The 24,230-nt window shown below is 52.7% G+C and carries 24 protein-coding genes; 10 read left to right on the plus strand and 14 right to left on the minus strand.

All coding sequences use genetic code 11. From position 1 onward, the window contains the following. Window positions 1-628: 628 nt before the first annotated feature. The 3 genes from G477_RS0111680 to G477_RS0111690 all read left to right on the plus strand — a co-directional run bounded on the left by G477_RS0111680 (window position 629) and on the right by G477_RS0111690 (window position 3,685). Entirely contained in the window at window positions 629-1,615 is a 987-nt protein-coding gene (locus G477_RS0111680; protein WP_026698101.1) for a YndJ family protein, read from the plus strand. A gap of 1 nt (window position 1,616) precedes the next feature. Beyond that, a complete protein-coding gene (locus G477_RS0111685; protein ID WP_026698102.1) occupies window positions 1,617-2,183 on the plus strand; it encodes a UbiX family flavin prenyltransferase in 567 nt (188 codons plus the stop codon). Between the two features lie 95 nt (window positions 2,184-2,278). Continuing rightward, window positions 2,279-3,685, plus strand: a complete 1,407-nt coding sequence (locus G477_RS0111690; RefSeq protein WP_026698103.1) for a Glu/Leu/Phe/Val family dehydrogenase — start codon at window positions 2,279-2,281, stop codon at window positions 3,683-3,685. Here G477_RS0111690 and G477_RS0111695 read toward each other — a convergent pair. After that, window positions 3,682-4,089 (minus strand): VOC family protein, encoded by a 408-nt coding sequence (locus G477_RS0111695; RefSeq protein ID WP_026698104.1) that lies wholly within the window; start codon window positions 4,087-4,089, stop codon window positions 3,682-3,684. The genes G477_RS0111690 and G477_RS0111695 overlap by 4 nt on opposite strands. Window positions 4,090-4,384: 295 nt before the next feature. Here G477_RS0111695 and G477_RS0111700 point away from each other — a divergent pair, with 295 nt between their 5' ends. After that, complete coding sequence (locus G477_RS0111700) at window positions 4,385-4,897, plus strand: type 1 glutamine amidotransferase domain-containing protein (RefSeq protein ID WP_026698105.1); 513 nt, start codon at window positions 4,385-4,387, stop codon at window positions 4,895-4,897. Between the two features lie 606 nt (window positions 4,898-5,503). Here the strand turns inward: G477_RS0111700 and G477_RS0111710 are convergent. Beyond that, the gene (locus G477_RS0111710; RefSeq protein WP_051287967.1) at window positions 5,504-7,147 is read right to left on the minus strand and encodes an alpha-keto acid decarboxylase family protein; all 1,644 of its coding nucleotides are present in this window, start codon (window positions 7,145-7,147) and stop codon (window positions 5,504-5,506) included. 213 nt (window positions 7,148-7,360) lie between these two features. After that, a complete protein-coding gene (locus tag G477_RS0111715) occupies window positions 7,361-7,807 on the minus strand; it encodes an OsmC family protein (protein ID WP_026698108.1) in 447 nt (148 codons plus the stop codon). A 231-nt stretch (window positions 7,808-8,038) separates the two neighbouring features. Here G477_RS0111715 and G477_RS0111720 point away from each other — a divergent pair, with 231 nt between their 5' ends. Further along, window positions 8,039-8,647: a trimeric intracellular cation channel family protein gene (locus G477_RS0111720; RefSeq protein ID WP_026698109.1), complete on the plus strand. Its 609-nt coding sequence runs from the start codon at window positions 8,039-8,041 to the stop codon at window positions 8,645-8,647. Between the two features lie 98 nt (window positions 8,648-8,745). Here the strand turns inward: G477_RS0111720 and G477_RS0111725 are convergent, their stop codons facing one another. Then, complete coding sequence (locus G477_RS0111725) at window positions 8,746-9,090, minus strand: YflT domain-containing protein (RefSeq protein WP_026698110.1); 345 nt, start codon at window positions 9,088-9,090, stop codon at window positions 8,746-8,748. A gap of 89 nt (window positions 9,091-9,179) precedes the next feature. Then, window positions 9,180-9,731, minus strand: a complete 552-nt coding sequence (locus G477_RS0111730; RefSeq protein ID WP_026698111.1) for a DUF1836 domain-containing protein — start codon at window positions 9,729-9,731, stop codon at window positions 9,180-9,182. A 181-nt stretch (window positions 9,732-9,912) separates the two neighbouring features. Between G477_RS0111730 and trhA the strand changes: the two genes are divergently transcribed. Further along, entirely contained in the window at window positions 9,913-10,560 is a 648-nt protein-coding gene (gene trhA / locus G477_RS0111735) for a PAQR family membrane homeostasis protein TrhA (RefSeq protein WP_156897344.1), read from the plus strand. 34 nt (window positions 10,561-10,594) lie between these two features. On the opposite strand, the gene G477_RS19475 is transcribed toward trhA, so the two are convergent. Both G477_RS19475 and G477_RS0111745 read right to left on the minus strand, forming a co-directional pair. Then, entirely contained in the window at window positions 10,595-11,416 is an 822-nt protein-coding gene (locus G477_RS19475) for a YihY/virulence factor BrkB family protein (protein WP_051287969.1), read from the minus strand. Then, window positions 11,413-12,585, minus strand: a complete 1,173-nt coding sequence (locus G477_RS0111745) for a MalY/PatB family protein (RefSeq protein WP_026698113.1) — start codon at window positions 12,583-12,585, stop codon at window positions 11,413-11,415. Before G477_RS0111745 ends, G477_RS19475 begins: the two co-directional genes overlap by 4 nt. Window positions 12,586-12,763: 178 nt before the next feature. Between G477_RS0111745 and G477_RS0111750 the strand changes: the two genes are divergently transcribed. Continuing rightward, entirely contained in the window at window positions 12,764-13,093 is a 330-nt protein-coding gene (locus tag G477_RS0111750; protein WP_026698114.1) for a hypothetical protein, read from the plus strand. Between the two features lie 664 nt (window positions 13,094-13,757). Here the strand turns inward: G477_RS0111750 and G477_RS0111755 are convergent. The 5 genes from G477_RS0111755 to pgsB all read right to left on the minus strand — a co-directional run bounded on the left by G477_RS0111755 (window position 13,758) and on the right by pgsB (window position 20,264). Then, window positions 13,758-14,708 (minus strand): NAD(P)/FAD-dependent oxidoreductase, encoded by a 951-nt coding sequence (locus G477_RS0111755; RefSeq protein ID WP_026698115.1) that lies wholly within the window; start codon window positions 14,706-14,708, stop codon window positions 13,758-13,760. Between the two features lie 447 nt (window positions 14,709-15,155). Continuing rightward, the gene (locus tag G477_RS0111760; protein WP_026698116.1) at window positions 15,156-17,093 is read right to left on the minus strand and encodes a gamma-glutamyltransferase family protein; all 1,938 of its coding nucleotides are present in this window, start codon (window positions 17,091-17,093) and stop codon (window positions 15,156-15,158) included. 15 nt (window positions 17,094-17,108) lie between these two features. Continuing rightward, a complete protein-coding gene (locus tag G477_RS0111765) occupies window positions 17,109-18,476 on the minus strand; it encodes a CapA family protein (RefSeq protein WP_026698117.1) in 1,368 nt (455 codons plus the stop codon). A gap of 15 nt (window positions 18,477-18,491) precedes the next feature. Next, complete coding sequence (pgsC, locus tag G477_RS0111770; RefSeq protein WP_026698118.1) at window positions 18,492-18,941, minus strand: poly-gamma-glutamate biosynthesis protein PgsC; 450 nt, start codon at window positions 18,939-18,941, stop codon at window positions 18,492-18,494. 75 nt (window positions 18,942-19,016) lie between these two features. Then, a complete protein-coding gene (gene pgsB / locus G477_RS0111775; RefSeq protein WP_026698119.1) occupies window positions 19,017-20,264 on the minus strand; it encodes a poly-gamma-glutamate synthase PgsB in 1,248 nt (415 codons plus the stop codon). Between the two features lie 233 nt (window positions 20,265-20,497). On the opposite strand from pgsB, the gene mqnB reads away from it, so the two are divergent. Together mqnB and G477_RS19480 are read left to right on the plus strand one after the other, a co-directional pair. Next, window positions 20,498-21,109 carry a futalosine hydrolase gene (gene mqnB / locus G477_RS0111780; RefSeq protein WP_026698120.1) on the plus strand — a complete coding sequence of 204 codons (612 nt, stop codon included), beginning with the start codon at window positions 20,498-20,500 and terminating at the stop codon, window positions 21,107-21,109. Continuing rightward, window positions 21,109-21,966, plus strand: a complete 858-nt coding sequence (locus tag G477_RS19480; RefSeq protein WP_035211949.1) for a 1,4-dihydroxy-6-naphtoate synthase — start codon at window positions 21,109-21,111, stop codon at window positions 21,964-21,966. Before mqnB ends, G477_RS19480 begins: the two co-directional genes overlap by 1 nt. 134 nt (window positions 21,967-22,100) lie before the next feature. Here G477_RS19480 and G477_RS0111790 read toward each other — a convergent pair whose 3' ends face one another. Further along, complete coding sequence (locus G477_RS0111790; RefSeq protein ID WP_026698121.1) at window positions 22,101-22,538, minus strand: DUF2188 domain-containing protein; 438 nt, start codon at window positions 22,536-22,538, stop codon at window positions 22,101-22,103. A 127-nt stretch (window positions 22,539-22,665) separates the two neighbouring features. Here G477_RS0111790 and G477_RS0111795 point away from each other — a divergent pair, with 127 nt between their 5' ends. Next, complete coding sequence (locus G477_RS0111795; protein WP_026698122.1) at window positions 22,666-22,998, plus strand: four-helix bundle copper-binding protein; 333 nt, start codon at window positions 22,666-22,668, stop codon at window positions 22,996-22,998. A gap of 440 nt (window positions 22,999-23,438) precedes the next feature. Here the strand turns inward: G477_RS0111795 and thiW are convergent, their stop codons facing one another. Next, entirely contained in the window at window positions 23,439-23,918 is a 480-nt protein-coding gene (gene thiW / locus G477_RS0111800; protein WP_026698123.1) for an energy coupling factor transporter S component ThiW, read from the minus strand. Window positions 23,919-24,230: the final 312 nt, after the last annotated feature.

Genomic DNA, 24,230 nt, shown 5'->3' on the forward strand with positions numbered 1-24,230 from the left:
AATACTATTTGTTATTTTTTCTATAAAACAACAGAAAGAGCTTCTTATTTGGAATACGGAGAGACGCTCTGCTTCCGCCGGGCGCTTTCCGGAGGGGACGGCCGGTCTGCCTCCGGCAGCCGGATCTTCGAATCGTCCTGATCCTCCCGGAGTCCCCGGCTTCGCGCCGCTCTTATTTAAAGGCTTTGTTAAAGCCTAGTGTTGTTATAACAAAAGTACGCCTGCGGCTCTTTTTTCTTCGCTTGCCCCGGCCTTCTTCGGGGGAAGCTGAAAGCTTTCTCCACGGCAGGTGAAGAAAGAAATACCGCAGCCGCTGCACCCAATACCTATTTCCCTGATAAATGGCTGATCAACAAACGTGGTATCGAGGGTTTCTATGGAGCACCTGCTGCAGCCTCGCAGGTGGATACAAGTATGCACGCGCCGGTAGGGTCTACTCTGCCGCGTGCTTGTTTATCATCCGAGCGTGACACACAAGTGACATCTGCAGACAGGCAGAGGCCTGTGCCGGCGGTTAGGGCTGGTTCCTGATGCAGGCAGAAGATCGTAAAGAGACGGACAGCAGACCTGCTTAATCACGATAAAAAGAGGGAAAGGAGAGAGAGACGAGGCGGAAGGACGTGAAGGAATGACAGCGAAGAAAAATACAGTTTTAGGTATTATCATCAGTATCATATGGTTTTTGACGGCGGATGTGACGATCGTCCAGATCGCGCTTGGCCTTTCCTTCCTCGTGCTCATTCCGCTGCTGCTGCATATTGCCGTACCGAAATGGTCGAATACTCGTCCTGAAAAACTGCTCACCTGGCTGTCTACCCGTTCGTTCATCATGGGGATTTTCGGGCTTGCCGCGATCACGTTGGACCAAGTCGTCCTATCGGTGACGGCGGCGTTCGTCTGGTTCGTGTTTACGATCTTCGTCGCCTGGTGCGGGGTCAACCGAGTCCGTCTGCGGGGGCTCTATCCTGCGGAGGAAACGATTATCGATGTCGGGCTCATTTTTCTCGGTGTCGGCGGGTTCTGGCTCGTCTTATCCGAAGGAGGCATCGACCGGCTTCTGCCGTATGATGAAGTGACGATGCAGCTGACGGCCGTCCACTATCATTATTCTGCGGCTGTTATACCTATACTTACCGGAGCCTTCGGCAGACTGCTCGTCACCGTCCGGCAGGATACGGGCCGTGCGTATCGTCTGCTGGCGATCGGAACGGCCTGCGGTTCCCCATTGATTGCTCTCGGAGTGATTCAGGGACCGCCGCTGGAACTTGTCTACGTAGGGATCTATTCCATTCTGCTCTACTGGCTCTGCATCTGGTGGCTGGTGTTTATTCCGAATATGACCGCGAGGGTGCGGATCTGCATTCTGCTTGCCTCCGCTTCGCTGATGATCTCTATGGGCGTGAGCGTGCTTTATGCCTGGGGAGCTACCTTTGGGAATCCACTTGTGAATTTGGCCGACATGTTCTTCTGGCATGGAGCGGTGAACGCGCTGGGCTTTTCTCTCTTCGGTGTACTCGGCTGGTATTTGTTCGGCTCGCTGCCAAAACGGCAGCGGATTGGGGATCAGGTGGCGGCCCCTGTAACAGAAAAACCGAAAGCAAAGGAGCACAAGTGACATGACGCAGCGATTGATTATCGGCATTTCCGGTTCCACAGGACCGATCTACGGCATCCGGCTGCTGGAAGTGCTGCAGCAGATGCCCGATATCGAGACCCACTTAATATTAAGTACGTGGGGAGAAAAAACGATTCAGATTGAAACAGACTATCGGGTCGAAGACGTAAAAAACATGGCTGACTATCTGCATCCTGCACAGAATATGGCGGCCGCCGTTTCAAGCGGCTCCTTCAAAACGGATGGCATGATCATAGCCCCGTGCAGCATGAAGACGCTGAGCGCCATGGCACATGGCTATACGGACAATTTAATTTCAAGGGCGGCCGATGTCGTGCTGAAAGAAAAGCGGCGGCTGCTCATTATGCCGCGGGAAGCGCCGCTGCACGACATTCATCTCGAGAATATGCTCAAGCTTTCCAGAATGGGGGCGGTGATTATGCCGCCGATGCCGGCGTTTTATCAAAAGCCCACTTCCATCATGGATATTGTCGATCATACGACGGCGCGGGCGTTGGATCAGTTCGACATTGATCATCAGCTTTCGTCACGGTGGCTGGAAAAATAGAGGCGGAAAAGTCCCGATCGAAGCAGGAGATCGGGACTTTTTGTATAAAGAGTACCATGAAGCAACCATTCTACTACTAGAAAGGCGGAATCACGATGTCGATCAAGGATACGCAAGCGTTGATTGAAGATATGATGCAGCGGCTTTACGAGGATGATTCTTTTCTCCCGGAGGAGTCGGGACAGACGAGAAAGCAGTTCTTTCAATCCAGTACCGAAATTCTTACCACGTCGGATAAGATTATCAAAAGCTCGATCCGCGTCTCGCGGGACAATCGGGAAATTGAACGAATTCCTGCCTATCGGGTGCAGCACAATAACATCGCCGGATTTTATAAAGGTGGTATCCGCTTCAGCGAGTTAGTGAGCGAAGAAGAAGTGGAAAATCTGGCCGTCCTGATGACGCTGAAGAACGCACTGCATGAACTGCCTTACGGTGGAGCAAAGGGCGGCGTGCTCGTGCAGCCGAAAGATTACTCCGTCCGCGAATTGAATATGATTTCCAAAAAGTATGTCCAGCGGTTTACGACGGACATCGGACCGACACACGATATTCCTGCGCCTGATATGGGAACGAATGAACAGACGATGGACTGGATGACGGGAGAGTACAAAACGATCAATCCCGGCAGGAACTATCTCGGTGCTTTCACGGGAAAGAGTGTCGCCAACGGGGGAGCAAAAGGACGCAGAGAAGCGACGGGCCGCGGCGTTTACCATTCCTATGAGTGGCTGGTGGATGACTGGGCGCGTGGGCATACGAAGGAAGAGAGCATTCCAGAAGGACCGCACCGGATGCAGGCTGCCCACCTCCGGAAGCTCGTCGAGAAGGCAGATAAGAAAGAGCCGATTCGTATAGCGGTGCAGGGATTCGGAAACGTCGGAAGTGTCGCCGCGGAAATGGCCTACCACTCGCAGAGACTGCTGCACTGCGTAACAGCGGTGAGCGACCACGGCGTCACGCTCTATCACCGCGAAGGACTGGATATCCCATCGCTTGTCTCTTACCAGCATACGCACCACCAGCTGCCCTCGACCGAAGAGGAGCTTCAGGAAGCCGGGGTCGAGGCAGAGATCTTCCGTCCGGAGCATATCGTGACGATGGATGTGAATGTGCTGATTTTTGCCGCGGTGGAAGATCAGGTCCTGGACCACAACAAAGAAGAGGTCAAAGCAGATGTTCTCGTAGAAGGAGCGAACGCACCGATTGATGGAGCAGCAGACCGCTGGCTGCATGAGAACGGCAAAGTCGTCATCCCGGATATTCTGGCGAATGCCGGAGGTGTACTCGTCTCGTACCTCGAGTGGAAACAGGACCGGATCACGCAGCTATTTACAGAAGAGGAAGTACTGGCTGATATGGAACGGCAGATGGAGCAGAGCTGTGAGAAAGTATTCGGCAGCTACTTTGGTGAAGGGCTCTCCTCGATCCGAAATACTTGCTACATCGAGGCACTGAAACGACTGTTTACGCTTCTTTACCGCCATGGCAAGTTGTTTTAACGCAGGTGCGGGGAGTCAGCATCCGGCTGGATGCATTCAATGAGGTTCCCGTCCGGATCTTCGAGCCACAGCTGCCAATTCTTCCCGATACCTCGTTTCGGCCCGGCTTTTATCGGCCAGCCGGAGGCGTCCAGCTGCTGCTTGATGCTCTCGATGTCCTCTGCAAGAAGACAGAGATGATGCGGGCCGATTTCGCCTTCGCGGCGGCGGTGCCGGACGCTGCCGCCGTGGAAGAGTTCAATATACTGCTGGGGGCCTGTGCGGATGTATTCAATCCAGGGGCTCCCATCCTCTGCCGGCACACTGAAAGCGTGATCCAGCTGCAGAACTTCGGTATAAAATTGAATGGACGCAGCCATGTCTCCGCTCGTAAAAGCCGTGTGGGCCGTTCCGATAATGCTCATAGTCGGTGTCCTCCTTTGACTGGATATACTGCCACAGACGGGCGGCGCTCCATTGGTACGGAAGCCGGAGCCCCCCTGCTGTGGGATGTCTTACATTATAGAAAACAGCAGGGCCTTCCTGCAAGGGCGTTTGCCGTAGGCAGATTCTGGGTATAAGAATTGGAGAGTATGAAAGAGAGAGGTGGAGCAGGATGGCGAAACTCAGAAAAATTGTCGTAGTCATTCAACTAGTCGTTGTAGCATGGCAGCTGATTCAGCGGCTGCGCCGATAATATCCTGAAGGAGGAATCGATGAATGAGCCGCATTGCATGTGTGATGACCAATATGTTTGAGGATTCAGAGTATACGTCCCCGCTGGAAGCGTTCGAAAAAGAGGGACATACGGTGACCGTGATTGAAAAAGAGAAAGGGAAAAAAGTGACCGGCAAAAATGGGGAAGCAGAAGTAGAAACGGATATGGGTATTGATGATGCCGATCCAGCTTCCTTTGATGCCCTGTTCATTCCTGGTGGATTCTCACCGGATATTCTGCGGGCAGATGACCGCTTTGTCGCCTTCTCCAAGCATTTTGTCCTTCATGACAAGCCGATTTTTGCTATCTGTCACGGCCCGCAGCTGCTGATTACAGCAGACGTGCTGTATGGACGGAAAATGACCGGGTTTGTTTCCATCCAGGTGGACCTGCGTCATGCAGGAGCTGTTGTGTTTGATGAAGAAGTAGTCGTCGATCACGGCCTCGTCACGAGCCGGACACCTCATGATCTGGACGCATTCAACCGCGAGAGCGTGAAGCAGCTGAAGGCCTGATCCCTCAATCTGTTCTGACGGAAACGAACGGAGCGTTCCATGAAAAGGCAGCCTTTCCAGCGGAACAAGCAGGCAGGGAGAAAGAGACGGCAGGCACGTCCGAATGAGCAAGGAGCCTGTACAAGGAAAAAAAGAAGCCGATCGGAAGACGTGTTCTTCGCTGATCGGCTTCTTTTTTCGCATGATAGGACTGTATAAGTTTTCATACAGTGTGACGGCGGCTCCATGCGCTGTTCGGGAAGAAACAAAGAACGTTTTCTTCCCTAAAAAAGCCTGCAGCGACTCCGCACGCCATTCCAACCAAAAGGCGCTTTGCGCTTTTGATCTAAACGTCAAACAACACGTACAAAAATAAGACGCTATGCCTGTCGAAGTCGCCGCCTTCTGCTCGGTCACACCAAAAAGCGTAGACCTTCCTCTTTTTTCAAGAGCGGCATAGGGTCAATCGGCCGCCGGTGACGCTTATTTTGAAGTATAGGAATATACACGTTTTCATACAGGAAGACGACGGCATCATGCGCTGCACGGAAAAACAGACGGAGGCGTGTTCCGTCCTTTTCTGCTCTGAGGGAACCGGGCAGCAGGCGTGTCCCGCCTCAGGCTCGCTCAGGAATCCGTCTGGAGGTAGTCGTTTAAGGCTCGCAGGTGAGGTGGAGCGTCTTCCGCGTCTTCCACCATCATTTCAATGAGTCTGACCCCCTCCGGTGCCGGGCGCTCCAGTACTTCCTGCAGCTCTCCTGCCCGCCGTACCGTGATTGTCTCGGCATCGGGCACGAAGGCTTCGGTGATTCTTTTATAATCCCAGGAAGGAATATCATTGTAGGCTGCATGGGGTCTGGCAGGGTGAAGGTTCCGTTCCACGCTGTAGCCGCTGTTGTTCAAGAGAACGATAGTCAGCGACAGCCCTTCCGTCTGCAGCGCACTGAGTTCCTGCACTGTCAGCTGAAAGGAACCATCGCCGATGAAGCACCAGCACCTTGTCTCCGGCGCCGCCGCTGCAGCTCCAACCGCGGCAGGGAGTGCGTAGCCGATACTCTGCCAGGATCCCTGGCTGAGCATCCGGGCTCCGGGTGGCAGCTGCACATACGGCATTCCATAGGAGAAGGAGCCGGTCTCGACGACGAGAAGGTCGTCGCTGCTGAGTGCATCTTCAATCAGAGGATAGTAGCTCGCTGCCCGCAGAGGAGCCGTTTCCTCCGGCAGGTGCCACTGCACGTGCCACTGCACGTGCCTTTCTCCCGGCGGCCGTACGACATTCTCTTTGTCGAGCAGATGGTCGAGTACCGCAGCAGCCGGAGCCCCTTCGATCCACTCGCCAAAAAGGGAAGTGTGGAAAGGCTGCAGGTCGATGCGTTTTGAATCCGGGAGGTCTGCCGTGAATTTAGCTGTATTGAAATCGGAGAGCAGCAGTCCTGCTGTAAGCAGGAGATCTGCCCCTTCCACCTGCTCCCGCACATCCTCCGGGCCGAAGCGGCCGCCGTACATGCCGATATACTGTTTATCCTGCTCGGGAAAGGCGCTCTTTCCCTGCAGGGTCTGAGCTGTTGGCAGCTGATAATGTCGGCTGAAAGCCGTGACGGCATCTTCCAGGCCGAACCGGGACGTATACATATCCACAAGCAGCACAGGGTTTTCTGCAAGGCGGAGCGATTCATGAATCCAGTCTGCGGTCTTTTCTGCATGTTTCGCCTCTATTGGAGCAGGGAAGGTCGGCTCCGGCATGTCGATCTCGGCTTTCGCTGTATCCTGAGGGATGTCGAGATAAACGGGCTGCCGCTGTTCCAGAGCCAGCTGAATGACGCGGGGAATCGTTTCGGCCGCATTCTCCGGTGTCACTTGCACAGCTTCTGCGCTTAATTCGCTGTGGATCCGCCGGAATACATCGAAATCGCCATTCATGAGCGTGTGGTGTGCCAATGCGTTCGCTTCCTGTGTGGAGGAAGGGGGAGAACCGACAACATGAATGATTGGAATGGATTCACTGGCGGCGCCGGCCATAGCATTCGCAGCACTTAAATCGCCGACGCCGAATGTCGTGAGGAGAGCGGAAGCTCCTTTGATTCTGGCATAGCCGTCTGCACTGTAGCCGGCATTCAATTCATTTCTGCTGACGATCATCCGAAGGTCGGGACGTGTTTCGAGTTCGTCAAACAGGGCGAAATTGTAGTCGCCCGGCACGCCGAAGACATCGAGGATGCCGGCATCTCTCAAGGCATCGAATAGAAGCGCCCGTACAGTGATTTTTTTCATGATCTACTCCTCCTGTCGCTGGTCTGGGTACCATCGGTTCAAGCCCTCGATCGCTTCGGGGCGCTTGTCTTCCTCCTCTGATATTGTATGCTTTCTTACACACGTTAAAAATCGCGCCAGAAGTGAAAGACTTCTGGCGCGGCGCGTTCCATCCGGAAAATGGAAGACACGTTGTTCTGGTTTATGAAGGGGCATGCTGTGCAGGCAAGGGTGTCAGGCCTTGTTCCAGTGTACCTTCATATCGACGCCTGCTGCTTTCAACGTGGTGAAAACGGGACAGCGTGCATCTGTTTTTTCCTGAAGTTCCTGAATGCGGGACTCGTCTTCACTCGTTTTTACATCAGCATGGACCGTCACGGTCTGGAAGTACGGGCGTACATCCGCCTGTCCCATCAGTCCGCGCGGATCGAGCTCTCCGTGAATATCAAAGTGGATGCTCTGCAGATCGAATTGGGTTTCTTTCGCAACCATATTAGCCACAACCGTTTCACAGCCGGCAAGAGAAGCGAGCAGGTTGCCAAGAGGGTCGGGTCCTTTATCGGCACCGCCCATGCTCGGCGGCTCGTCAATCGTCACATGATGTCCACCCTGTGTTTCCACCTGGGTTGTCATGTTTTCTGTAGAGCCGGTAACGCGGAATTCCATTTTATTTTCTGCCATCATAAAAACCTCCTGAAAAATCTCTCTCCGTCCATCTTCCCTTGAAGCACTTCCTCTAAACAAACATCGCTCTGGGCAGGGGATGGAATGTAGGGTACAATAGATATCGTTTGTGGTTTTTCTCTATACAGCGGTGTGCTGGCAGGTCCTTTAACAAGCCTGCGGTACACGCCGTTCCAAACAAAAGGAGCTCCGTGCTTTTGTTCTTTGCCGGGAAAGGAGGATGGTCTCATGTGGGAGACATTGAACGTGATCGGCACGATTGCGTTTGCAATGAGCGGCGTCAACGTTGCGCTGGAAGAGCGCTACGACTTGATGGGCGTGTATATATTAGGTTTCATTACGGCCTTCGGGGGAGGGGCAGTGAGAAATCTGTTGATTGGTGTACCGGTCGCAGAATTGTGGAATCAGGGAACCCTGTTTACGATCGCGTTTCTCGTGATGACTGGAGCCTTCCTGTTTCCGCACCTCGTCCGCTGGACCCTGCTGCGCCGCGGGGTGTTTTTTGATGCGATCGGCCTCGGTGCTTTTTCGGTGCAGGGAGCGCTGTATGCCCATTCTATGGGGCTGCCGCTCAGTGCTTCGATTGCCGCCGCCGCCCTGACGGGGACAGGAGGGGGCATGATCCGGGATGTGCTTGCCGGGCGAAAACCATTGTTTCTGCAGAAAGAAATTTATATTGCCTGGACGATCATTCCCGGCATTGTCGTCGGTATGGGCTGGGTCAGTCATCCGCTGGAACTGCTCGGGATCGTCCTTCTGGTCGTGGCCCTGCGGCTCTTTTCTGTACACTATCAGTGGTCCCTGCCGAGCCGGCTGCCTCCGAAGCAGCAGAGCTGACAACAAAACAAACCACCGCGCCGGCTGTCGGCGCGGTGGTGTCTGGGAGAGGAGCTGTCCACGGGACGGCTCCTTTTTCATTCATGATCGCGTGGCTTTTACAGGCTCATGCCATCAGGTGCGTTCGTCACGACGATGATGACTTTGCCTTCATCCAGCTTTTCTTCGAGTTCGTTGGCACGATCCTTAGAAAAACCGAGTTCTTCAAACTGGGCGCGGAGCTCATCGCCTTTCTTGCGGAAAACGTTCTTCGCTGCCGTACCGAAGTTCATGTCGTCGGTATCAACCGTGTTAGCATCTGCATTTTCCGCTACGCGGTCCGTGCGGTCGTCGTCATGAGTCAGGACATAAATGTCGTCTTCGGAAATGCTCTTTTCTTTCAATCCTGCTACGGCATCGACAACTTCCTGATCATTGTAAAACTCTTTATAAATCGGATTCATCTGGTAAAACGCCTCCTGTAGAAAATTTGGCAGCTCTGCTGTCCTATGGACGTATTTACCATCATTCAGCCATTTTCAAACCCATAAATTTATTCGGAAGCAGGAAGGTCGTCAATTAATTTTTCAGCCGCCCGTCTGTAGACGTTGCTCTGGTGAATCAGCTGGAGAATCAGCAGCACCTGCTGGACGTACGGATCGTATGCTTTCGCGTCCAGTTCGACTCCGGCAGCCTGTTCCTTCATCGCAGCCCGCGTGACTTCCGTTTTCTCTGAAGCGTCATGTGCAAAAGAGGAATAGAGGTCCCGCACACTGATATGTTCCTGTACAGCAGGGTGGGTCAGCATGTGGTGGATGTCTTTCAGGGCGAGCGCCCCTTTCAGTTCATAGATGAGGCCGATGAGCATCACGTGTTCTTTCGTATACCGCTTGTTTTTCGCAGGGGAGATCAGGCCGCCTTTGGCGTAGTTATTGATCATGGTTTTCGTCATGATCTTCTCTTTCTCGGCGCGTTTTAATTCCTGGTAGGTTAGTTCAAACAGCTGGATGACTTGATCCATATACAAATCGAGGTCCGGGAGCTGCTCCACATCAACATGGCGTTCCAGCGTCATTTCTTCTAGTTTTTTCTCGAGGGACATCATTCATTCATCTCCTTTAGTAGGAATCTGTCAGCTTGGTCTTCATGCGTACTGCTGCTTCATTATCCATTTCATGTATCACTTGCAAAAAATCGCTTCATCCTGTTATTTATAGTAGCAGAAAAAGCTGAAACATGTTACTATGTAGTTATTGAAACTACGTATGAACACAAAGGAGATACATATGAGCACACACACATTCACGAAAGAAGAAGAGGTCGTCAATTCCATTACGCATGCAGTCGGCATCGTCATCAGTATTGTCACGCTGATCCTTCTCACGGTCTATGCGGCTATGTACGGCACGACGATCCATCTTGTCAGTTTTATTCTTTTCGGTGTGACTATGCTGCTGCTCTACACCTCATCGACACTCCTGCACGCCCTGCCGAAGGGGCGTTGGAAAGACACCTTTGAAGTGATGGATCATGCTTCCATTTACTTTTTCATCGCGGGAACGTACACGCCCTTCCTGTTCATTGCTGTACAGGGACCCCTTGGCTGGACGTTGTTCGGCGTCGTCTGGGGAGCGGCACTTGCGGGTACGGTGCTGAAATTTTTCTTTGTGAAAAAATACATGTTCCTCTCGACGGCAGGATACATTGTCATCGGCTGGCAGATGGTCTTCGTATGGGATTCGATTACGGCATCGCTCTCCAGCACGGGACTTGCTTTTCTGATTACCGGCGGCATTCTGTACACGGTAGGGGCTGTCTTCTACATGTGGCGCGCATTCAAATACCACCATGCCGTCTGGCACCTCTTTGTTCTGGCAGGTACAGCGGCCCATATTATCTCCGTATCGACGCTGCTGCACATTAATTTCACGTGAAACAAACAGGCTGAAGTTCTGGTTCTTCCGGACTTCAGCCTGACGTTTGTTTTCTGGAAAAGCGGAGCAGCTTTTCTTCTTTCCTCATCGCATTAATTTCCCCGCCGATTAACAGAATAAGCGACGCAAGGTGAAACCAGAGCATGAGTGCAATGACCGTTCCGATCGTGCCATAAGTGGCGGAGAAATCCGCAAACTGATTCAGGTACATAGAGAAGGCATAGGAGAGGAGCTGCCAGCCGGCCGTCGCAGTGAGCGCTCCGATGTATACATCCCGAAAGCGGAGCCGCACGCTGGGACCGACCCAGTAAAGCAGCAGGAAGACGGAAAAGATCACAGTGGAAGTAAGGACCCATCGGAAAAGGTTCATATCGAAAATCACGAAATCCAGCGCCAGCCATTCCTGTACCTGAGATCCGATTCCCTGCAGAAAGAGGGCGAGAAGGATCACGATGAACATCCCGAGCGTCAGTCCGAGGGCAATGAACCGCTCAAACAAAAGAGAACGCTTCTCGGTCGTTTTATAAGCCAGGTTTAACGAACGCAGGATGGAATTCATTCCGAGAGACGCAGTCCATAAGGTGAACAGGGCACCAAAGGACAGCAGGCCCGGCTGATTTTGGGCTGTCAGGATGTCCCACTGGTTCTCAATCACTTCCAGCACACCGGGAGGGATGTAAATCTGCTGAAGCAGCTGGTACACCTGGGCGTAGGAAAACGGCAGGTAGGAGAGCAGGCTCACGACGACAATCAAGAAAGGAAAAATTGAGAGAAGCAGAAAATAAGCACTCTGCGCCCCGAGATGAATCAGCCCGTGCTCCTGGAAGCGGCGGAAGAATTCCTTGATTGCTCTCATGTGTGTCTCACGGCTTTTTTGATCCTCTTCAGTCCTTCTTTCACGGTATCCCTTGGACATGCGATGTTCATTCGGGCGAACCCTTTTCCACCTTCCCCAAAGCTGTGGCCGGGGTTCATCGCGACGGCCCCTTTCTCAAGCAGTGCTTTCTGGAGCTCGCTGTTAGACAACCCTGTGCCGCGGAAATCAAGCCAGAGCAGGTAGGTGGCTTCCGGCTGGAATGCTTTCACTTCCGGCAGCTCAGCCTGGAGGAAAGAATCGACAAGACGGATGTTGCCTTCCAGGTAGTGGAGCAGTTCGTTCAGCCAGTTTTCGCCATGCTCGTACGCCGCCTGCATCGCCAGAATACCGAACGTGTTCAGCGTGAAAAACCCGTTCTGCTTGTCGATTTTCTCCATCGCGGTTCTCCAGTCTTCTCTTTCCGTAATAATAGAGGAGGCCTGCAGTCCGGCAAGATTGAACGTTTTACTCGGCGCCGTAAGGGTGATGGTCTGACGGCTGATGGCTTCTGACAAGGCTGCTGCCGGCACGTGCACGTGCGGAGCAAAAACGAGATCATGATGAATCTCGTCTGCAATCAGAATCACCTCGTAACGGACGCACAATTGCCCCAGCTGCTGAAGTTCTTCTCTCGTCCATACACGGCCGACCGGATTGTGCGGAGAGCATAGAAGGAACATGCGTACCCCGGACTGAAAAGCCGTTTCGAGCTCGTTGAAATCGATGCTGTACGTCCCGTTCTCTTCGACAAGTGGACAGTCAACAACCTCCCTGTTATTATCTTTCACCATGGAGAAAAAGGGCGGGTAGACAGGGGACTGGAGGGCGATTTTATCACCGGGCTCCGTGAGAGCCTGAATTGCTTTGCCGATCGATGGCACGACCCCGTGGCTGAACTGGATCCAATCCAGGTCAACGCTCCAGTCATGACGGTGCTGCATCCAGTCACGGACAGCCTCTTTCACCCGCGTACTGATATACGTATAGCCGTACAGGCCATGGGCCGCCCGCTGTTGGATGGCCTCCATCACAGCTTCCGGAGGATGAAAATCCATATCAGCCACCCACATAGGGAGAAGCGGATGTTCGGTCTGAAAGACGTCTTTCGTTCTGTCCCACTTCACGGACAGTGTATTCGTTCGATCGATATATTCCTGAAAATAATGCATATACTCACAGCCTTCCCGCAGGTGCAACCGTCAAACGGCAGACCTGTACGATAATGGATTACAGGTTTCATTATACAGAAAGAAGGGGGAATCTGCTAAAATACGGAGGGGAAGAAGAAAAAGAGGAGAGAGGCACACCGCTGTTGTGTGCTGCTGATCCACGAAGGAGTCCTGTTTCATGTTTCGTATGTTAATCAAGCTGACGATGTTGTTGTTCGGCGTCCTCGTCGTTTACAGCATCATTCATGCGTTTTTGTTCGAGCTTATAGGGGGAATGGAGCTGATCACAGAAAGCCGGTGGAGTTCCCTGTTCTTTCTGCTGCAGATGGGAGGAATCCTCGCGTTTGTCACCATCTATTACCGCAATCGGCTCGCGCCTGCCGCTGAGGGGCAGCTGCCGGCACGTCCTCCGCTGACCGATGTATGGAAAAAGAGGCTGATCGGGCTTGGGGCTGCTGCCTTTCTCGCGTCGTATGTACTGCTGTTTCTGGCAGCTGTTCAAGGGTAACCCGGGAAGCACAGCAAAAAAACACCGCCGTCGTGGCGGTGTTTTTTGTTTCAGCGGATTCGCTGGCTGCACGCTGTTGGTCGGTGGTGAGGACGACGGTATAAGAGACCCAACCGGTACCTTTCAGGCGTACTTCCCAATGTGTTCATCAGGACCCTTGTCGTGGTCAGTCGCTGGAGCAGCTCAAAAGGCATTCTCCGCAGTTGCACTGGGTTCGTGTTGATCAGCAGGAATCTGCGTCATTTCAGCACGGGATTCGTTCACGTAGACGGGCGGAGTGATGGTTGAGCCTCTTATACTTTCGTCCTTAGTAACCTCTACCCTTTCCTGCATGGAAGTAAACATCGAAGTTGTTATTTTATTTTCCGCCGATTCGTTCCGAACTGATCGTCCTTCCTTGGTACTTGTTGTCAGATACAACGTAACGAAGCGACAACCTGCGGTGGGGGCTGAGCCGGCCTGTACGCAGGCGTACGCGCATCGTATCTACAGGAAGGGAGAAGGAACATCACGCAGGTGGACGGATGCTCTGCTGCAAACGAAAAGAGACGGAGCATTTTATATAACAGCTGGACGAAAACCCACCGGAAGAGCAGGATGCTTCCGGTGGGAGAAGGGAGTTCGTCCATGCGCCGTCATCAACGTGATGCGGTGCTTTTCGTGATTACAGGAGTGCCTCCGCAGCTGCCAGACCGGAAAGAACCGCGCTTTCGACCCTGGTGTATCCTGCCTCATCATCAGGGTAGAGAAACGCATCCCCGGCAAGGTAGAGCGGATAGCTGTCCAGCTGGTAATAAGGGGCATGATGTACGTGAAGTGCATCGGAATAACGCCATTTTTTCAGCTGCACATCATGGATGTCGGACGTCCAGATGGAAGAGACGGCCGCTTGCAACGCTTGTAAAATATCGTCATCCTCGTTTTCGAAATGAGATTTGCTCCACTCGGCGGTCATATAGACAGTCACGATTGGTTCTTCCGATATCCCTTTCTGATCGTTCGCGGCCGCTTTGGCAACACCTTCAGGCAGGCTTTGGTCCATGAGGCCATGGTCTCCGAACGCCTGCGGCTCTTTCAGGTGAAAGAGACCTGCAATGCATGGATCGTAATGAAAAGCTGCCAGGGCTGCACTCGTGTGCGTCTCTATTTCGAGAGAGGAACGCTCCAGCATCTCCAGCGTTTGAGGAACGGGGGCTGTCAGAATCGCTGCATCAGCCGTGTACAACTCCCCGTCTTCAGAAGCCAGCGTTAATCCGAAATCCTCGGATTCCACACGAATGATTTTTTCCTGCAGAATAACGCTGATGTCTTCGGCCATATGTTTCACGAGCTGATTCATCCCAAAAGAAGCACGGTAACGGGGATGGTCTTCTCCGAACCAGGGAGTGACATGCCCCTGCTTTTCCCAGTCATGCACCATGCGTTTGAACGCCTCAGACCGGGCAGTGAAAAATTGTGCCCCGTGGTCGGCTTTTCCACCGTCCATCCGCCGTGTGGCCATTCGTCCACCGACGCTGCGGCTTTTTTCAATAATAAAAGGGCGGTGACCGGCTTCTTTAAGCCGTCGAGCGGCAAACACGCCCGCGAGGCCGCCCCCAACTACTGCGATATCCATCATGTATTCCCCCTTTCCTGACCAGTACCCTGTTCTTGGCAGGAGGAAACGCCTTCAAACCATCGAAGGGAAGCCGGGAAGTTCGACGAGCCGATTCTATGAAAACCATCAGGGGACGCTGATGGTAAAGTTCGCCTGGATATGGCCTCAGCAGAGGAAACACGAGACGCCTGAGTAAGCAGTGCCCTCCCTCTGGTTGTACTCCTCAATTATTTCCCATGGGCCGGAGATGCAAGGAGCTCGCGACGAGAGAAAGCCTCAAATCATGACCTAGACAGCCTGTTTAAAATTGAGCGTGCCTGAGCAGATGCTGGTCCATTTGAACAACTTGCATGCTTGATAAGAAAGGCCCTCTCCATATTATGATGGTGAGGGCCTTTCCTTTTTATTGAGAGGAAGGCAGAGGAATCTGCCTCCTGTTAAAACCTCTGTCAGAGACAGGCGGCGTTATTCCATGTCGTCCTGATCTATCTGCCATGCCCCGTTACGACGCGGATCGCCGCCGCCGTAAATGCCGGTAACATCGCCGCCATCGTTTAAGGTCAGGCCAGTTGCTTGAATTCCCCCATAAAAGAGCGGCGAGGTATGACTGACAACCGAATACTGGTAATCCTCTCCGCGGAGACGTTCGACAGCTTCTGGAGAGATATCCTCATCTTCGACATATATAACATCATCCTCATTATAGAACCGTGGATGCTCAATGGCCTCCTGAAGGTTCATCTCTTCTCCATCTTCATTGATACCGTGCTGATATTGGAGAATGGTCTGAAGCAGCATTACAGGAATGCGGCGTCCTCCTGGAGAGCCTATTCCTAGTACAGGACGGCCTTTTTCTTCAAAAATCATCGGAGCAACGAACGTCCGCGGTCGTTTGCCAGGTTCAAAGTAGTTCGGTGATTCTTCGTTGTCACTAAAGTTATTCATTTGGTTATTCAGGAAAAATCCGTCTATATGGTAACCAGAGCCATAAAACTCCCCAAGAGAGTGAGTAGACGATACCATTCGACCATCCTGGTCAATAATGACAAAATGGGTCGTGTGCCGGGCATCGGCTGTCTCAGCAGGAGAGTCAAACAATTCTCCCGGAGCCGAAATGCCTTCGTACGACATGTTTTCCAGCAGCTCGCTGATGAAAGTGTCGTCGGTAAGAGCTGCGTGCTCTACGTCAGCAAATTCCGGATCACCGAGTGTATCAAGTCGACTGCTGTAGGTGACCTTGGCAATCTCATTGACAAGATGCATATAGCTGTGCAGGTGTTCCGGCTCATTAACCAGCTGCTGCATCGCAGTTGAATCCGAGTTGAGCTCTTCGCCTTCTGGAAGGTTTTCTTCAAGAATGGTTTCCAGATGGCCGGTTTCTTCTAACTGTTCAGCAAGCTGAAGGCCCTGTACAACGACGGCACCAGAGGAAGGGGAAGGACCGCCATAGACAGTCTGGTCTCCAATCTCAGCTTCCACGGGGTCCGTCACCTGTGTTTCATATGCGCTGAAATCTTCTTCCGTGAAGCCGAAAGCAGGATCCTCAGCAAGCGTTTCTGCCAGCTGGTCATAAAAGGCGGACGGGTCTTCCCGGATCAATTCGAAAGTCTCGGCGAGTTCTTCCTGCTCCAGCGTTTCATTCACTTCCAATGTCTGACCCTCCGGGAAGAAGCGATTAAAATCGTCCGCATCCATGTTCGCTTCCAGTCTTCGGGCAGCGTTTCCAGTCTGCTGGTAGAAGATATTACCTACGTCGAACCCTTCGCGGGCATAGTTGATAGGCGTATCAAAAAGTTCGTCCCACGGAAGCTCTCCCATTTCGCTGTGAGCTGTATGAAGTCCGTCTACCAGGCCGGGTACAGCTATCTGGTTATCTTTCAGACTGTTTCCGTTAAACAAGTCACTGCTCTCGGCTGCTGCTTCACGATAATCATAGGTCAAGGCGCCTTCCTCAGGATCATGGACCATCATCAGGCCGCCGCCGCCGATACCGGATCCGTATGGTTCTACGACGTTCAGCGTCAGCGAAACGGCTACAGCGGCATCAATCGCATTGCCGCCCTGCTCCAGGATTTCCATCCCTGCTTCAGCTGCTAGTGGGTGAGCCGAACTTACACCGTACACACCGATCGGTCCCGGAGTTTCTTCCATTTCCGTGTGCTGTTCGTTCTCGTCAGCATCTTCGTCAGGCTGATTTTCTGATTCAGGCTGCTCCGGCTCAATACTCTCCTCGTTACCTCCGACTTCAATGGTGTCTACCTGCCGATCTTCATAGGCGGAGCCGGAGTACGGATCACGAAAAGGGTCCAAGGCATTCGAGAAATAGACGTTCCATGCAATAAGCCCGACGAGCACAACGGAGGAAGCAATATGAGTCCACTTTAAATAAGGTTTGTAATTCATGAGGTCACTCCTTCATTAATCCAGAACGCCGGCGGCATCAAGGTCAATAACAAGCCGGTCGTTCTCCACATCCCAAAGATCCCGGTCCAGCTCTTTGCGCAGCGTCCGGAATATACGGTAATCATAGTACGGTTTCAAAGGACCCGCGGTTTCTCTAGGTATGGTATCTTGAATCCGCATCGGTACAAAGGAAAGCTCTCTGGATCCGTCTTCGAGAAAATCGAGTTGGGCAATAGCCGATTCTTTCGTACGTGACCATCCCTGGTCAAAGACAAAGTTGCCCAGGCTGTTGATAACAAGGGTATTGTTTCCGTCGTTCCCTTCCTCGATCGTGACGGGTTCCAATACGTGGGAGTGGTGGCCGATGATTAGGTCGGCGCCGTTATTAGCCAGGAAGTCCGCAAGCTCTTCCTGCTCTTCGTTATAGCCTACCTGGTACTCATCTCCCCAGTGGATGTGCACAGCGAGAATGTCGACGTCGTCCTGTACGTCATTCATCTGCGAGCGCAGTACTTCCAGTCCGACATATTCCGTTGTGAATACACCTGATACGGTGTCCGAGGCGCTGAATCCCTGCACAAAGACATCGGTAATCCCGACAATGCCCATCGTCGTATCATCGTCGATATCGTACGTTTTCACCTCACCGGCATTCAGCTCGTCTTCTTCAACGTTATCTTCATTTGTCGTCAGAAGGTCACCGATGCCGTGCGTATCAATCTCGTCTTCATGATCTTTAAAATGGGCAAGAGTCTGCTCAGCAGACAAACTTCCATAGTCAAGCATATGGTTGTTGGCCAGATTCACCGAGTCAAACCCTGCATCGATAAGTGCATCGATCGAGTTTGGTTCAGCGTAAAAATGAATATCTTTGTTGTAGAGTTCAGCTTCTTCAATAGCGTCCTCCGGGAGGCGGAACGTGTCAATGTCCGACTCGGAAAAACCAGCCTCCTGCAGGCCCTCTTCGCGGTAGATGGAGTTGGAAAGCTCCTCGATGTCGATATCGTCTTCCGCTATTCTCTCGTCGATTTCACTCACATCAAACTCGCCGATGACCGGGTTCTCAAAGTTTCCAGTCGTAAAATCCGAATCTTCAAAGAACGGCTCAACGTAGCGGAACACGCGGCTGATGTCTTCGCCCTGCTGGTTGGCTGCATCGAGTACGTGACGTCCCAGCAGCATATCGCCCACCATGGACATGCGGTATTCTACGTCATCCTCTCTCGTTTCTTGCGGTTCGCCGCCGGCCACAAACATGCTCCATCCGAATAGAGGGATGGACAATACGGCCAGGGTTATTAACGAATCGCGCAGGGCATGCTTTTTATGGCGCTGTTGAAACAGCTTCATTTTTTCATGAAAAGTAAATTCTCGCTTCGTCATGCTGGGTCACCCATTCTAAAATAAATGATAAACAGTAATAATGACAAAAGTGGCAAAGGCAATGATAAACGTGGAAGAGAACGTCGGCAGAATCCCCTGTTTCTGTATCGAGTTGGCGATGAGACCGGGGACGATAACCCCGATCCCCCGGAGCTCGAAGATTTCAAACCCGACAAGCGGATAGGAGAAGTCCCATGCCATTTTCAAGATGATGCCGACAGCAAGCATAGCGCCGAATTTTCTCCGGCCGTAAAGAACGGTAAATCGGCTGATCAGCTGGGTGACAACAAGGTATGTAACAATACTGATCGCAGCTACGACAAGCAGGTACATAATCTGATCAAACACGAGGGCCAGGTAGCCTGGGACAACAAGTCCAGCCGGAACAATACCGGTCTTCTCTGAATAGAGAAGGGAAAGAAGAACACCAATAACAATCGCAATATATAAGTCCGTTCCAAACAACGTATGACAGCTCCTTATTTTTCAGTTTCCGGTGACTCCGGATGAAACCGGCGCAGCACGGCGCCGGTTTGGTTGTCAGTTCTGTTCCGCGAGGGTTCTGCTTCGGCGGGGCGGGAAGGCTGCTGGCGTTTCGCTGCCAATAGCCTCCTTCATTGCCATTGCTTCGACTCCTTCGGCAATCTCTTCGCCGCCGCCGTGAATATTTCCGATACCGTACAAGATGGTTTTCGGAGGTAGCAGTTCAATGCGGCGGAGTACTTCGGAAGTGCTTTTCTTCTCTAAATTAATGAATTCTCCGGCCGGGAGGCGGCCCTCTTCATAGGCCTGCGCCACCGGACCGGCTGCGCGTCCGGTTGCAATCAGCGTATCGACTTCAAGATGCGGAAGGACTTCTTCGACAAACTGAATGGTCCGCTCCACCCGGTCGTCCCGGCAGTTCATCAGCACCGCTTTATGCTCGGCGTCGTAGTCAAGCTCCAGAATACGGTTCCAGATATTCTGCGTCGACGTTGCATCATTAGCGGCAAAGCCATTAAAGAACCAGCTCGGCTCTTCTTCCGGACCGAAAGTGTGGATGCGCATAGCTCCTGGATCGACCGGAGCGTTGACCATGCCCCGCATGGCTGTCTCCCGGTCAATATCGAGAATATCTGCCACAGCGAGGCCGATCGCAGCATTTTCGGCAAACATCATATAAGGAAACTGCTGGAGGTAGCTCTCGTCGATGCCTTCTGTCGAGAAAAAGACGGCTTCTGAATTCTTCTTGGCCGCTTCTTTCCTGAAGTAGTCTGCGTATTCATTTTCCGGAAGGACCACCCATCCGTTTTTCGGGATAGTACGGCTGAAGGCTTCCGCAATCTGATCCAGCGTCGGTCCCATGGAATCGAGGTGGTCCTCGATAATATTCGTGATGACCGTAATGTGCGGCTGGACGAAATGTTTCTCGAAGATGTATTGATATTCGGGGTTGACCGCCATACATTCAGCGGCAAACGTATCGACCCTTCGTTTGGATACGGCGTGGTTGATGATTTTCTGTTCAGATATGTTGGGACCCTGCAGGCTTCGTGTGATCGGAATCTCGTCTTCCTGATCCCAATAAAAAAGCCGCGGGGAGGTGCCGGTTGTTTTTCCGGCTGTCCGGTGACCCGCTTCTCTGGCGATTCCCATAATCAGCCGGGTGACCGTGGACTTGCCGCGGATGCCGTTAATGAGGATTCTTTTGTCAATTCGGTTGATGCTCCGCTGCATTTTTTTCCGCTCTCGTATACCTATATAGAGAACGAGCAGCCCAAGCAGGCTGACATAAACAACTTCATGCATGTTCTGATTACCTCCTGGTGGTTCGTCGGACCGGAAAAGCCGGTCATGTGTCTGTCTACTGTCTTTTGTTTCGACATAATCTGCTTTTTTCTGCGGGTACCTGCTTCATTATAACAAATCGAGCAGGAGGAAGGTATAAAAGCGCGAAACATTTTCATTATACCCTGTAACTGCTACACTGATACATGAATGTTGTCGAAAATAATGAAGCATCCTAAAAAGGGAGTACAGACATGGGACGAATTTTGTATATTACCGCCGTAAATAAGGAAAAAGAGGCCGTGGCCCGTTCAGTTCGATCGCCCGTCCACACTTGTGGATTCGGTCCGGTGCAGGCAGCCGTCCGCACAGCCTCGCTCCTCGCCGTCGAAAAACCGGATATGATTGTGAATGCCGGTATAGCCGGTGCCTACCCGGGCCGAGCGCAAATCGGCAGTACCGTACTTGCTCGTTCAAGTGTGCTGCCGGAACTCGGGGCAGAGAAAGAGGATGGTTTTCTTCCTGTGACGGAGATGGGCTTCGGACGGAACGAATGGCCGGGAGCCCTTGATTTGATAAAAGAGAAGCTGCCGTTTCAGCAGGGACAGATCCTGACAGTAATGACGGCTGCGGGAACGGAGGCAACCTGCCGGACCCGTATGGAACAATGGCCCGAAGCCGCCGCAGAGGCGATGGAAGGCGCCGGGGCCGCCGCCGCAGCAGCCGAAGCCGGCATTCCTTTTCTGGAACTGCGGACGATATCGAATACAGCAGGACCAAGATCAGAACAAGTATGGAAGCTGGATGAGGCGCTCGATGCGTTGGCGCACTCCTGCCGGCTCCTGGAGGAGGTACTACAGCCATGATGAAAAGCATCGCATTTTCCCCATGTCCAAACGATACATTTATTTTCCACGATCTCGTCCATAATCAGATTCCCGGGGTACAGGCCCCGGAAGAGATTGTGTATGCAGACATTGATAAAACGAATGGATGGGCTGCAGAGCAGACTGGGCCCGATGTCATGAAAATATCTTTCGCGGCTTTTCCTTATGCAGCAGAACATTATCAGCTGCTGCAGTGCGGAGGAGCACTCGGCAGAGGATGCGGGCCACTCCTGCTGGAGAAGGAACAGCCGGAAGAGAAAGCGTGGGGACAGAAAACCATCGCCGTGCCGAGCGAAAAATCCACCGCTTATATGCTGTTCCGCTTGTGGCAGAAGCAGCAGCAGTCCAGTCAGGCAGCGATTCAGGTGCTGCCTTTCGACGATATCATGCCGGCCGTCCGGGATGGCAGGGTGGACGCCGGGCTCGTCATTCACGAAGCCAGATTCACCTATCATCAATACGGACTCACGAAACGGGTCGACCTTGGCGAGTGGTGGGAGGCCGATACAGGCGCGCCGATTCCATTAGGAGCCATTATCGCCAAAAAGAGTGTGGATGCCGAACTGCTGGCAGCTGCAGTTCGGACGTCACTCGCGCAGGCGTGGGCAGATCCGGAAAAATCGCGGGCCTATGTGATGGAGCACGCACAGGAAATGTCCGAGCAGGTGGCCGACTCGCATATCGATTTGTATGTGAATGAATTCTCTATGGCGCTTGGATCGGAAGGGCGCTATGCGGTTGAAAACCTGCTGACAAGGGCAGCGGAAGAAGGGCTGGTCCCGGAGGTGGACTGGAATACTGTCTGGCATGGATCCCAGATTGAAAACGAGACGTAACGAGCCGGATCGCGGGAAAGAAGGATGGTTCTCCAGAGTGCCTCCAGCGTGGATTCGTCTTACAGCAGGAGCTGAGGAGCTGTCCCTGAGCGAAAAGCTGGAAGGATCAAAGAGGAAACCGTGATTTTCCCCTTTTATGGTTCGGAACGAGAACCGTCCTGTTTGTATTCCCGTATGTTGGTTCCTTTGTTCTCAGCTATAGAGGAAGCCCGGCTTCGGGCTTCTTTTTTCGTTGGGAAAACGTCGGAAGGTTTTTCGGCCGTGCGGGTGCGGACGGCCCAGCCGTTCTCATGCGGTTCGACCAGAACGTCGCGGTCCTGTAGTTCCGGAGAGGCGCTGCCATCAGAATCCGCTGATTCGATCTCACTCTGTGCCTGCTGGAGCAGCTGCTCTATCTCGTGATCGTCCGCGCTGTTGTACCATTTTTTCGCCTGCTCTGTTGCGATAGGGATGGCTTCTCCTTCCTCATAGCCTTCTTCCACCATCGTATTCGCGATGTCGACGGCTTTTTTTCGAACGGGGGTCTCGAGGTTTTTCAGAGAGCTTGGATAGTCGGTCATGTTCCACGGCATTGGTACGGCTCCTTTCCATCTTCTTTTCTATTTAACTCTTATTCCCGGTCTGATGGTGCATAAACGAGTTTATGCATGGAAGAGCAGTGGAATGAAACTAGTACATTCTATGAAAAGGGGAGATTGTATGGACCTGCAGCAAAGAGACGAGCTGACGAGCATCCTGCATGAATGTATGGAAACTTGTAATCACTGTTTTGATGCGTGCCTTCAGGAAGAAGATCCCGGGCATATGGTGAACTGCATCCGGCTGGACCGGGAATGTTCGGATTTCTGCGGCTACGTAGAACAGGCGCTGACAAGAGATACGCCGTTCGCAGAAGAGCTGCTCCGCACCTGTGCAGTTATCTGCCGGGCGTGTGCAGACGAATGCCGCCAGCATCATCACGACCACTGTCAGCGCTGCGCAGAAGTATGCGACCGTTGTGCAGCTATGTGTGAAAAGATTACAGCAGCATAAAAAACAGGTCCCGGACATCTCCGGGACCTGTTTTTTTTGGATGATAGGAATATATGGTTCTAAAATAAATGTTGGGGTAGAGGTTCATTTCCGTGGCATCTTTTCTTCCGTTTCAGGCGGACGCTTGCCAAGGGGCTTGCCCTCAACTCTCCTCTCTTTGCGAGGAGGATGTTCGGACTGCGCTTGATCCCTCTGGCGTCGCCGCCCTTCCCTCCTGAAAAGGGTTCGTTTTTGTTTTTTCTTTTCAAAGAGAATCATAGGTCCGCCATTTGAAGATCGTTTGAGCATTCCTGAGCCTAATCACCCCAACATGTGAATGAGAACTGAATATATACGGTTTTATACGGGGGTACGGCGGCGTTGTCTGCTGCGTGGGAAGCATGAAGCCCCGCGCTTTCCTCTAAGAACCTGCAGCAGCGCCGCCCGCTTGTCGGCTTATCCTACTCCTTCTGCCAGTCTGGGCGCCATTTTTTCAAAATAACGAGGGCAATCAAGGCGCCGGCAAGGGAGCTGATGAGGAAGCCGGGAACAAAAGCGAGAACGGCAGCCCCTTCGCCAAGGAAAATTCGTACGAGCGGAACAGCAGCGAGGGAGCCGAGGACGGCGGTTCCAAAGACCTCTCCCGCAGCAGCACTCCAGGTTTTCTTTTTCCAGCGGTAGGCAAGTCCCGCAAGAAGCGCACCGATCATCCCGCCCGGAAAAGCGAGCAGTGTGCCGAGACCAAGCAGGTTACGGAGCAGGCCGATCATGAAAGCGATCAAAACGGCCGGGCCAGGACCGAGCGTGACGGCAGCAATGACGTTCACGGCATGCTGCACCGGATACGCTCGAGCAACGCCGGCCGGGAACCAGATAAAGGCGGCACCGACGAGGCCGACAGCGGTGAGCATGGCCATGACCGTCAATTTTCGTGTAGACATCTTATCACCTCAAACAGCCATCAAACGCGGCAGTAGTTATGTCAAAAAGCATATCGTCTGAACCATGCAGCGTCAACTCACCAGCGGGCGGAAGGACACCGGATACAGGTCAGATACTTTCATGTGGGGCAGTAACCCTTCTTAAACGCAGGATGTTCACGCAGGGTGGCGCCGGCTCTCTCGGTAAAGACGTATACATGTTTATCACCAAAAAAGGGCGGGCACTCCAGGCAAAGGAGTACCCGCTTTCATGCAGAGTCCGGCTGCAGGCCGCCTCTTCATACATCCAAGTAGTTGACTTCCACTCGACTT

This window comes from Alkalicoccus chagannorensis DSM 18086, assembly GCF_000429725.1.
GTDB lineage: Bacteria > Bacillota > Bacilli > Bacillales > Salisediminibacteriaceae > Alkalicoccus > Alkalicoccus chagannorensis.